The organism is Lentzea aerocolonigenes (genome assembly GCF_000955955.1).
Lineage (GTDB): Bacteria > Actinomycetota > Actinomycetes > Mycobacteriales > Pseudonocardiaceae > Lentzea > Lentzea aerocolonigenes_A.
The window spans coordinates 1-10,333 of sequence record NZ_JYJG01000245.1 but is presented as its reverse complement, the minus strand read 5'-3'; the positions used below and the strand labels follow the sequence as shown (position 1 = coordinate 10,333).

General features: G+C 66.8%; 12 protein-coding genes. 7 read left to right on the top strand and 5 right to left on the bottom strand.

Going from position 1 to position 10,333, the window contains the following annotated elements; genetic code table 11:
• Positions 1-20: 20 nt before the first annotated feature.
• Entirely contained in the window at positions 21-641 is a 621-nt protein-coding gene (locus tag UK23_RS29195; RefSeq protein WP_045314879.1) for a TetR/AcrR family transcriptional regulator, read from the bottom strand.
• Between the two features lie 92 nt (positions 642-733).
• Here UK23_RS29195 and UK23_RS29190 point away from each other — a divergent pair, with 92 nt between their 5' ends.
• The 3 genes from UK23_RS29190 to UK23_RS29180 are packed head-to-tail and all read left to right on the top strand — an operon-like array spanning position 734 to position 3,844.
• Positions 734-1,879, top strand: coding sequence for an acyl-CoA dehydrogenase family protein (locus tag UK23_RS29190; protein ID WP_045314878.1), 1,146 nt, complete (start codon positions 734-736; stop codon positions 1,877-1,879).
• A gap of 10 nt (positions 1,880-1,889) precedes the next feature.
• Positions 1,890-3,086, top strand: a complete 1,197-nt coding sequence (locus UK23_RS29185) for an acetyl-CoA C-acetyltransferase (RefSeq protein WP_045314877.1) — start codon at positions 1,890-1,892, stop codon at positions 3,084-3,086.
• Positions 3,086-3,844 carry an SDR family NAD(P)-dependent oxidoreductase gene (locus tag UK23_RS29180; protein WP_045314876.1) on the top strand — a complete coding sequence of 253 codons (759 nt, stop codon included), beginning with the start codon at positions 3,086-3,088 and terminating at the stop codon, positions 3,842-3,844. Before UK23_RS29185 ends, UK23_RS29180 begins: the two co-directional genes overlap by 1 nt.
• Here the strand turns inward: UK23_RS29180 and UK23_RS29175 are convergent.
• A complete protein-coding gene (locus UK23_RS29175; RefSeq protein ID WP_052685164.1) occupies positions 3,834-4,565 on the bottom strand; it encodes a hypothetical protein in 732 nt (243 codons plus the stop codon). The two genes, UK23_RS29180 and UK23_RS29175, sit on opposite strands and share 11 nt — an antisense overlap.
• 66 nt (positions 4,566-4,631) lie before the next feature.
• Between UK23_RS29175 and UK23_RS29170 the strand changes: the two genes are divergently transcribed.
• Positions 4,632-5,216: a 3'-5' exonuclease gene (locus UK23_RS29170; RefSeq protein ID WP_045314875.1), complete on the top strand. Its 585-nt coding sequence runs from the start codon at positions 4,632-4,634 to the stop codon at positions 5,214-5,216.
• 267 nt (positions 5,217-5,483) lie between these two features.
• On the opposite strand, the gene UK23_RS29165 is transcribed toward UK23_RS29170, so the two are convergent.
• The gene (locus UK23_RS29165; protein WP_045314874.1) at positions 5,484-6,533 is read right to left on the bottom strand and encodes a DUF2855 family protein; all 1,050 of its coding nucleotides are present in this window, start codon (positions 6,531-6,533) and stop codon (positions 5,484-5,486) included.
• A 38-nt stretch (positions 6,534-6,571) separates the two neighbouring features.
• On the opposite strand from UK23_RS29165, the gene UK23_RS29160 reads away from it, so the two are divergent.
• Positions 6,572-7,141 (top strand): TetR/AcrR family transcriptional regulator, encoded by a 570-nt coding sequence (locus tag UK23_RS29160; RefSeq protein ID WP_231114726.1) that lies wholly within the window; start codon positions 6,572-6,574, stop codon positions 7,139-7,141.
• Here UK23_RS29160 and UK23_RS29155 read toward each other — a convergent pair.
• Positions 7,128-7,580, bottom strand: a complete 453-nt coding sequence (locus tag UK23_RS29155) for a MaoC family dehydratase (protein ID WP_045314872.1) — start codon at positions 7,578-7,580, stop codon at positions 7,128-7,130. The genes UK23_RS29160 and UK23_RS29155 overlap by 14 nt on opposite strands.
• A gap of 3 nt (positions 7,581-7,583) precedes the next feature.
• Entirely contained in the window at positions 7,584-8,336 is a 753-nt protein-coding gene (locus tag UK23_RS29150; RefSeq protein WP_045314871.1) for an SDR family oxidoreductase, read from the bottom strand.
• Between the two features lie 136 nt (positions 8,337-8,472).
• On the opposite strand from UK23_RS29150, the gene UK23_RS29145 reads away from it, so the two are divergent.
• Together UK23_RS29145 and UK23_RS29140 are read left to right on the top strand one after the other, a co-directional pair.
• Complete coding sequence (locus tag UK23_RS29145; protein WP_045314870.1) at positions 8,473-9,273, top strand: SDR family NAD(P)-dependent oxidoreductase; 801 nt, start codon at positions 8,473-8,475, stop codon at positions 9,271-9,273.
• A gap of 1 nt (position 9,274) precedes the next feature.
• A complete protein-coding gene (locus tag UK23_RS29140; protein WP_045314869.1) occupies positions 9,275-10,246 on the top strand; it encodes a quinone oxidoreductase family protein in 972 nt (323 codons plus the stop codon).
• Positions 10,247-10,333 lie beyond the last annotated feature (87 nt).

Here is a 10,333-nt window from a genome sequence, read left to right as displayed (position 1 = left end):
AGGTTCCCTTCATCGTTTGATCAGGTGGGGCGGACCATGCGCAGGACCAGGTCGGCGTAGAGAGCGCCGATCTCGTCCGGGGTCCGCTTCCCGCCCGGCTGGTACCAGCGCGCGACGTCGATGCACAGCGACAGCACGGCCAGCGTCGCGCCTTTCAGATCCGGCACGTCGAACGTGCCCTCCGAGACGCCGTCCTCGATGAACGAGCGCATCGTCTGGTCGATCTGCCGGCGCAGCAACGCCACCTCCGCGTGGTGTTCCGGGGAGAGCGCGCCGAGCTCGTACTGCACCACCCGCGCCGTCGTGTGGAACTCCGCGTGCCAGCTCGCGAACGACTTCACCGCGTTGTGCAGCCGTTCCGTCGCGTCACTGCCCTCGATGGACGACAGTGCGGTGAGCGACAGCTCGTGGCCCACGCGGGAGATGTTGAAGAGCAGCTCCTCTTTGGACCGGTAGTGGATGTAGACGGCTGCAGGCGACATTCCGGCCAGGGAGGCGATGTCACGGGTCGTCGTGGCGTGGTATCCCTTGCCTGCGAACGCGTGCGCGGCTGCGATGAGCATGCGGCGGGCGGCGTCCGGGGTGACGGTGCGCCACGTCTCGTCGAGCAGCGCGAACTCGTCCAGTCCGGTCGTCGTCATGGGCCCGCTCCTCGCGTGTTGACAGGTGATGAATCGTACTGCACGCTAAGCGGGCGCTTAGCGCTAAGCAACCGCTTAGTATGGAGGTAGTCGTGCAGCGGACGCTGTTCAACGAGGATCACGCCGCGTTCCGGGAGTCGGCGAAAGCGTTCGTCGAGCGCACGATCACGCCGAACGTCGAGAAGTTCATCGAGCAGCGCGTGATCGACAGGGACGTGTGGCTGGAAGCCGGACGTCAGGGCCTGCTCGGCCTGGAGATCCCCGAGGAGTACGGCGGCAGCGGCGCGAACGACTACCGGTTCAACACGGTGTTCGCCGAGGAGCTGTGCCGGGTGAACGCGGCGGTCGCGTCCTCCCTGGGCATCCACGGCGACGTCGTGGCGCCCTACCTCGTCGACCTGTGCACCGAGGAGCAGAAGCAGCGCTGGCTGCCCGGCATGTGCACCGGCGAGATCAAGACCGGCATCGCGATGACCGAGCCCTCCGGTGGTTCGGACCTGGCGGCGCTGAAGACCAACGCCGTGCGTGATGGTGACGACTGGATCCTCAACGGCTCCAAGACGTTCATCACCAACGGCTACACCGCGGACATGATCGTCGTCGCGGCGCGGACCGACCCCTCGAAGGGCGCGCGTGGCATCACGCTGTTCGCCGTCGAGACCGGCATGCCCGGCTTCGAGCGCGGCCGCAAGCTCGACAAGGTCGGCCAGCACCCGTCCGACACCGCGGAGCTGTTCTTCTCCGACGTGCGTTTGTCTCAAGAGCACGTGATCGGCGAAGAGGGCCAGGGCTTCATCTACATGATGGAACGCCTGCCGCAGGAGCGGATCGGCGGCGCGATCTCGAACCTGGCGCACGCGCAGGGCGTCTTCGAGGAGACGCTCGAGTACGTCAAGGAGCGCAAGGCGTTCGGGCAGGCGATCGGCAAGTTCCAGCACAACAAGTTCCTGCTCGCCGAGCTGCGCACCAAGCTGGACGTCTCGCAGGCGTTCATCGACGGTCTGACGATGCAGCACGTGCGCGGCGAGCTGACCGCGGTCGAGGCGGCGCAGGCGAAGTACTGGAGCGCCGACATCGAGAACGAGGTCATCGACGCCTGCGTGCAGCTGCACGGCGGCTACGGCTACATGACCGAGTACCGCGTCGCCCGCGCGTGGATGGACGCCCGCGTCACGAAGATCTGGGCGGGTTCCAACGAGATCATGAAGGAACTCATCGGCCGCGACCTGGGCCTGTAAGGGGTGTCTTGTGGCTGAAGCAGTCATCGTTTCCACCGCGCGTTCGCCCATTGGCCGTGCGCGCAAGGGTTCTCTCGTCTCCATGCGGCCGGACGACCTGGCCGCGCAGGTGATTTCGGCTGCGCTGGGCGACATTCCGGCGTCCGAGATCACGGATCTGCACCTCGGATGTGCCGAGCCGCAGGACGAGCACGGGCAGAACATCGCCCGCCGCATCGCCGTGCAACTCGGGTACGACAACCTGCCCGGCACGACCGTGAACCGGTTCTGCGCCTCTTCGGTGCAGACCGCGCGGATGGCCTTCCACGCGATCAAGGCGGGGGAGGGGCACGGGTTCATCTCGGCCGGTGTCGAGTGCGTTTCCCGTTACATGCACTCGGGTGTGCCGTCGTTCAACCCGTTGTTCGACGAGGCGCAGCAGCGGACTCTCGACACGGCCGCGTCGAACGCTTCGTGGACCGACCCGCGGCTCGAAGGCAAGCTGCCGGACTACTACATCTCGATGGGGCAGACGGCCGAGAACGTCGCCACGCAGATGGGGATCTCGCGGCACGACCAGGACGAGTTCGGCGTGCGGTCGCAGAACCTCGCGGAGAAGGCGATCGCGGACGGGTTCTTCGCCCGCGAGATCACTCCGGTCGTGCTCGCTGATGGCACGGTCGTCGATGCGGACGACGGCCCGCGTGCCGGTGTCACGTACGAGGCCGTGTCTTCGCTGAAGCCGTCGTTCCGGCCAGAGGGCACGATCACCGCCGGCAACTGCTGTCCGTTGAACGACGGCGCTGCCGCTGTGGTGATCATGAGCTCCACGCGGGCGAAGGAGCTCGGGCTCACGCCGTTGGCGCGCATCGTTTCCACCGGTGTGTCCGGGCTTTCGCCGGAGATCATGGGGCTTGGACCGGTCGACGCCACCCGTCAGGCCCTCGGTCACGCCGGTCTGTCCATTTCGGATATCGACCTGGTGGAGATCAACGAGGCGTTCGCGGTGCAGGTGATCGGGAGCCAGCGTGCTCTCGGCATCGACATCGATCGGTTGAACGTGCACGGTGGCGCGATCGCTCTTGGGCACCCGTTCGGCTCGACCGGTGCGCGGATCATGACGACGCTGATCAACGGCATGCAGGCCCGTGACGCGCAGTTCGGTCTTGAGACGATGTGCGTCGGTGGCGGTCAGGGCATGGCGATCATCCTGGAAAGGCTTTCGTAGTGGGCATCCTGGACAAGTTCCGGCTCGACGGGAAGGTCGCGATCGTCACGGGCGCGTCCTCGGGTCTCGGCGTGGCGTTCGCCAAGGGTCTCGCTGAGGCCGGCGCGGATGTCGTGCTCGCGGCTCGTCGTGCGGACAAGCTGAAGGACACGGCGGCTCTCGTCGAGTCCGTCGGTCGGCGTGCCCTCGTTGTGCAGGCTGACGTTTCGCAGCCTGACGACTGCCGTGAGGTCGCTCGTGCGGCTGCCGAGTTCGGCACTGTCGCGGTGCTCGTGAACAACGCTGGTGTCGCGTCGGCGGTGCCGGCTTCGCGGGAGACGCCGGAGGAGTTCCTCGGCGTCATGGACGTGAACCTCAACGGCGCGTACTGGATGGCTCAGGCCGCTGCTGCCGTCATGAAGTCCGGCGGCTCGATCATCAACATCTCCAGCGTGCTGGGGCTGGTGACCGGTGGCATCCCGCAGGCCGCTTACTCGGCGTCGAAGGCCGGTCTGCTGGGGCTGACGCGCGATTTGGCGCAGCAGTGGACCGGGCGCAAGGGGATTCGGGTCAACGCGATCTGCCCCGGCTTCTTCGCGTCGGAGATGACCGACCAGTACCCGCCCGGCTACCTGGAGAAGATGCAGGCAGCTTTGCCCGCCGGGCGCATCGGCGACCCGGAGGAGCTGGCCGCGGCGGTCGTCTTCCTGGCTTCTGCCGCCGGTGGTTACGTGACGGGCGAGACGCTCGTCGTCGACGGTGGCGCGGTCATCGTCTGACCCTGGCCTCGACGTAGAGCTGAGCGAGTCGTCCGGCGTCGAGCACATCGGCGAACACGTCACGCACTCGCTCGGCCAGCTCGGGCACTGCGAAGCTGTCGCAGAGCAGTGTGGCCGCGTCCATCCCGACGGGGGCGCGGCCCCACTGCTTCCAGTCCAGCAACCCGAAGTCCGGTCCTCTCAGGTTCGCCCAGCGCAGATCGCCGTGCGCCGTCTCCCAGTGCCGCACTGCCGGGTTCACCGAGTTCCCGTAGTGCTGCTGGATCCGGCCGGCGACTTCGGCCTGGTCCGTGCTGAAGCGATCGGTGGGCATCGCCGCGATCGCGTCCGTCGTCTTGCGGAGGTCGATCCACCACTCGTCCGGCAGGCGTAAGGCTTCGGCGGGCGAACACGGTTCGCCTGGCATCAGGGTCATCAGTTCGGCCCGCACCCGCCGCCAGTCGTCCCACTCGCAGACATCGAGAACGTACGGTTTTCGCAGGGCGTCGAACACGTTGGCGGCGAGATTGCCGGTCCAGCAGGCGTCGCCGACCCACTGCTCTTCCTCGGACACGACCCGGAGCCAGCGCGTTCCTTCGACAGGCGCGCCGATCGACCGGTCCAGCCAGCCGAACTCGGGCGGACCGATGAGGGCGAGCCCGAAGTGCCCGGCGGCGTGGGCGAGGTTGCCGAGCATCCACTGCCGGAACCTGATGCCGGCCTGGACGAGCTGTTCGTGCACGAGTTCATTGGTACCGCTTGGAATCCGTCCAAGTAAGTCGGTGGACACGTCGGGGACGATCAGCACGTGATATCACTGGATCAGGTACTGGTCGTCGACGTGGAGTCGACGTGTTGGGAAGGATCGCCGCCGCCCGGTCAGATCTCGGAGATCATCGAGATCGGTCTCTGCCCGCTCGAGGTTTCCACTGGCGTGCGTGGCGAGCGGCGCAGTGTGCTCGTGCGGCCTTCGCGGTCTTCCGTCAGTGCGTTCTGCACTCGGCTGACGACGCTGACTGCCGAGCAGGTTGCTGACGGCGTGACGTTCGCTGAGGCGTGTGCGTTGCTGCGCAAGGAGTTCCGGTCGGATCGGCGGGTGTGGGCGTCGTACGGCGACTACGACCGCAAGATGTTCGAACGGCAATGCGCGGCCTTTGGCGTGGGGTATCCGTTCGGGCCTCGTCACGTGAACGTCAAGACGCTTTTCGTGCTCTCGCACGCGTTGAAGCGCGAAGTCGGGATGGCTGAAGCGATGCGCATCGCCGGCCGCAAGCTCGACGGCACCCACCACCGCGGCCACGACGACGCCTACAACATCGCCGGACTGCTGGCCGAACTGATTTCACCTGTTCGGAGGACTCCAGTCGACGCCGACCGTGCAGACGCGGGTTGAGTCCCGCCACACGCTGATCGCGAACGTGCCCGCCGCCGCTGACACCCGCGCCAGATACTCGGTGGCGCAGCGTCGAGGACGCTGAGCAGGTCAATGTCAGCAAGGGGCTCTTCAAGCGGCTCTCGAAGCTGGCGCTGACCACGGCCGAGTCGGTTGAGTGGATCGAGAAGCTGGCTGCAGAAAGCTAGGCGCCGAAGGGCCTGGCGGACGCCACGGTCGCGGCGCCCGCCTGGGCTGTGTTCCTCGACACCGTCAAGGGCGACCTGTTCAGAAGGTGATGACGTCGGCCGTGTTCGGGTTGGCCTTGCCGGCGAGCACCGACTGCCACACCTCGGCGAGCTCGTCCGGGCCGCTGTGCCGCGCGATGCCGACCCAGCCGCCCGCCTGAGCGGTGAAGGCGTGCCAGGCCGCGCCGAAGCGCTCAGCGAGCCCCTCAGGGCCCCAGTCGGCAGAGCGCTTGCGGAGCTGCTCCGGTGCGAAGAAGAACTGCGAGCGCGAGTCCGACGACGGCTTCTGCTGGGTGAGGCCGATCGAGATGTCCTTGACCAGCGAGTCGCCGAGGCGGTCGTGCAGCGTTGAGCGGACGTCGGCTGAGCCGCTGAAGTCGAGGTACACGCTGGGTTCGACGTCCACCTGAGCGTCGTAGGGGAGCACCGTGTCGTAGAGGCCGAGGCTCTCGGTGAACTCGACGTTGCGCGGCGACGTGAGGCCGACGAGCCGCACGCCCTGGCCGCGAAGGCATTGCGCGGTGCCGAACGCGGTCTTGCTGGACGCCGAGGAGATCACGACCGTGCGGGCGCCGTAGAAGTCGTTGTCCGCCAGCTGGTCGGCGAGCAGGAACGACGTCATGAACAACGGCCGGAACAGGACCTGGATGTCTTCCTGCCGCGGGTCGTAGGCGGCGTCCTGAGAAGTGACGAGGTAGCCGTTGTAGACCGCAGGGAGCTCGGCGCGGTGGTCGGCCGTGTCGACGAAGCCGGACGAGGTGAGCTTGGCGCGCACGACCAGGTGGCTCGACATCGGCAGGTAGCCGTAGACGCGGGTGCCGGCGGGGAGGGAGTCCACTGTGGAGTCGACGACGTCGGCGAAGCCCCACAACGGGATGACGCCACGGCCTTCCGCGGCAACCGGGAAGAACTTCCAGTAGCCGATGAGGTCGCCGATCACGCCGTAGGTGACGTTGTTGGCGGTGAGGCCGACGTGGCTGACCTTCAGCAGCACCTCGCAGTCGCCCAGCTCGGGGGAGAGTTCGTCGTGCAGGACTTCGGTTTTGGTGAGGTCGTCGCGGTCCACGACGACGGTCCAGCGACTGATCATTGCCAGGATTCTCCTTGGTCGGGAGGTACGCTCCGGTCGTGACCGTGCCTGAAAGACTGATCGACGCCGCCACCCGCCTGTTCGCGGACAAGGGGTACGAACGCGTCGCCGTGCAGGAGATCGTGGAGCGCGCCGGTGTCACCAAAGGCGCTATGTACCACTACTTCGGGTCGAAGGACGACCTTTTGCACGAGATCTACGGGCGGTTGCTGCGGATGCAGACCGAACGACTCGACAAGATCGCGGAAGGTGCCGGAGCGATCACCGACCGGCTGCGCGAGGCGGCCATCGACGTGATCGTGACGAGTGTCGAGAACTTCGACGCCGCCAAGGTGTTCTTCCGGTCGATCGATCATCTGTCCGCCGAGAAGCAGAAGGAAGTGCGGGCGGAACGGCGGCGCTACCACGAGAAGTTCCGCGGTCTGGTCGAGGAAGGGCAGCGGGACGGGGTGTTCCGCGCTGATGTCCCCGCGGATCTCGCGACGCACTACTTCTTCGGGTCGTTGCACCACCTGGGTACGTGGTACCGCCCGGACGGGGAGATCCCGGCCGGGCGGCTGGCAGAGCACTACGCGGATCTGCTGATCCACTCGATCAAGGAACAATGACGCTGACGATCTCGGCCACGCAGGCGGGCTTGTCGTTGCCCTCGATCTCGATGACGACCTTGGTCACGAGCTGCTTGCCCAGCGAGATGTCCGAGATGTCCAGCAGTTCGACCGAAGCCCGGACCCTGGCGCCGACGAGCACCGGCTGCGGGAAGCGGACCTTGTTGCTGCCGTAGTTGACGCCCATCTTGATGTTCTTGACGGTGTAGATGTCGCGCACCAGGAACGGGACGAGCGACAGCGTCAGGTAGCCGTGTGCGACCGGGCCGCCGAACGGGCCCTTCTTCGCCTTCTCGACGTCGATGTGGATCCACTGGTGGTCCAGCGTCGCGTCGGCGAACAGGTTGACCTGCTCCTGCGTGACCTCGTGCCACTCGCCGAAACCGAGGTGCTCGCCCTTCGCCGCGACGAGCTCGTCAACACCTTCGAATACGCGCATCGATCAGTCCTTCGGTCCGCCGGCGACGTAGATGACCTGGCCGGACACGAATCCGGCACCCTCGCTGACGAGGAACGACGCGGTGTGCGCGATGTCCTCGGGCTGGCCGACTCGCGCGACCGGGATCGTCTGCGCCGCACCGGCGAGCAGGTCCTCGAACGAGATCTTCATGCGCTCGGCGGTCGCCTTGGTCATCTCGGTGGCGATGAAGCCGGGCGCGATCGCGTTGACCGTGACGCCGAACTTGCCGAGCTCGATCGCGAGGGTCTTGGTGAAGCCCTGCAGACCGGCCTTGGCGGCGGAGTAGTTGGCCTGGCCGCGGTTGCCGAGCGCACTCGTGCTCGACAGGTTGACGATCCGGCCGAAGCCTTCCTTCGTCTGGTAGGCCTGGACGGCCTTGCTCATCAGGAACGCGCCGCGCAGGTGCACGTTCATGACCGTGTCCCAGTCGCTCGCGGTCATCTTGAACAGCAGGTTGTCGCGCAGCACGCCGGCGTTGTTGATCAGCACGGTCGGTGCGCCGAGCTGCTCGGCGACCTTCGCGACCGCGGCGTTGACCTGCTCCTCGTCGGACACGTCGACCTTGAGGCCGATGGCGCGCCCACCGCCCGCGACGATCTTGTCGGCGCCGTCGAGCACACCCTGCTCGTCGAGGTCGAGCAACGCGACGGCCAGGCCGTCCGCGGCGAGACGCTGCGCAACCGCGGCACCGATGCCACGAGCCGCGCCGGTGACGATCGCAACCCTGTCGGCCACGGGTCCTCCTTCGTTGGAGTTCTGGGGATAGCGAGCTAAGCAAGCGCTTAGTAACGTACCTATCAGTCCGCTTGACGTCCAGCGCTGTGCGGACGACCATACCGACTGGTCGGAATGTCGCGAAAGATGGAGGCAGGTGCCCGTGGAACTCACCGGCAAAGTCGCACTCATCACGGGTGGGTCGAACGGCATCGGTGCCGCGTCCGCCCGTCGCCTGGCTTCGCTCGGCGCGCGTGTCGTGGTGGCGGACGTGGACGTTGAGCAGGGCAAACTCGTTGCCGATGAGGTTGGTGGCGTGTTCGTGCGCTGCGACGTGACCCAGCCCGCGGACTCCGCCGAGGCTGTTGCGGTCGCGGTGCGCGAGTTCGGTGGGCTGGACATCGCGTTCCTGAACGCCGGTATCGGCACCGGGTGCTCGCTGGGCGACGACTTCGACGTCGAGACGTACCGCCGCGCGATGGCCATCAACCTCGACGGTGTTGTATACGGTATGCATTACGCACTGCCCGCGGTGCGCGAACGAGGTGGTCAGATCGTCGCGACGGCCTCGATGGCAGGCCTCATGCCGATGCCAGGGGATCCTGTGTACGGCGCGAACAAGGCCGCCGTCGTCGCGCTGGTACGCGCTCTGGGCGGCGCGTACTCGGACGTCCGGGTGAACGCGCTGTGCCCCGCGTTCGCCGACACCAACATCATCACGCCGCTGCGGTCGACGCTCGACGAGATCGGGATGCCGATCCTGCCGGTGTCCGCTGTGGTGGACACGTTCATGTCCATTGTGGAGGGTTCGGGAACCGGCGAGGCCTGGTTCGTGCAGTCCGGGCGCGAGTCGGAGCCGTTCGGTTTCCGGAACCCGCCCGGGCCGCGCGCCGCCGACGGGTCGCGCCTCGAGGCCGCCAAGAAGGACCCCATTTCCATCGCGCTCAAGGAGAGCTGACGTGCGTGCTATTCAGATCACCGAGTTCGGTGGACCCGAGGTGCTCCAGCAGGTGGAGCTGCCCGACCCGGTGCCGGCCGAGGGCGAGGTGCTGATCAGCGTCTCGCGCGCCGGTCTCAACTACGCGGACACGCACCAGGCGGAGAACTCCTACCTGGCGAAGATGACGCTGCCGTTGGTTCCCGGTGGTGAAGTCGTTGGCACGACTGAGGATGGACGCCGGGTCGTCGCGCTGACGAAGAACTCCGGCGGGTACGCGGAGAAGGCCGTCGCTCCCGTGCTCACGACGTTCGACGTGCCGGACGGTGTGGACGACCTCACCGCCCTGTCGTTGATCGTGCAGGGCGCCACCGCGTGGCTGCTGCTGCGGAAGTCGACTCACCAGGAGCCCGGTGAGTCGGTTGTCGTGCACGCGGCTGCCGGTGGCGTCGGCACGATCGCGGTGCAGCTGGCCAAGTTGTGGGGTGCCGGTCGGGTGATCGCCACCGCTTCTTCCGATGACAAGCGGAAGCTGGCGCTCGATCTCGGTGCCGACGTCGCGATCGACTCGCGCGCCGAGGACATGACCGCGGCGTTGATCGAGGCGAACAACGGCCGGCGCGTGGACGTCGTGCTGGACATGACCGGGGGTGCTACCACTGATCAGTCGCTGGTTGCGCTGGCTCCGTTCGGACGCCTTGCGTTTTATGGCATGGCCTCGCGCGAAAGGCCGAAGCCGGTCGATCTTGGAGCGCTGCTCGTGCACTCCACGACCGTTGCGGGTATGTGGCTGCCGCACGCCCTGAGGGTGCGCGACGCCGAGCACGGCACGTTGGCCCACCGGGCGATGGCGGAGCTGTTCCAGCTCGTCGTGGACGGGAAGCTGAAGGCCGTTCCCGGTGGTGAGTACGGGATGGGCGACATCCGGCAGGCGCACGAGGACCTTCGTTCGCGCAAGACCGCGGGCAAGCTGGTGCTCGACCCGTCGCGGTAGCGGTTCGGGCGTCTGCAAGGACTTTGTTGGCGAATTGCAGGGTTCCGTCATGCCCCGGTGTCCGTCCATGAACGGAACCTTCATCGA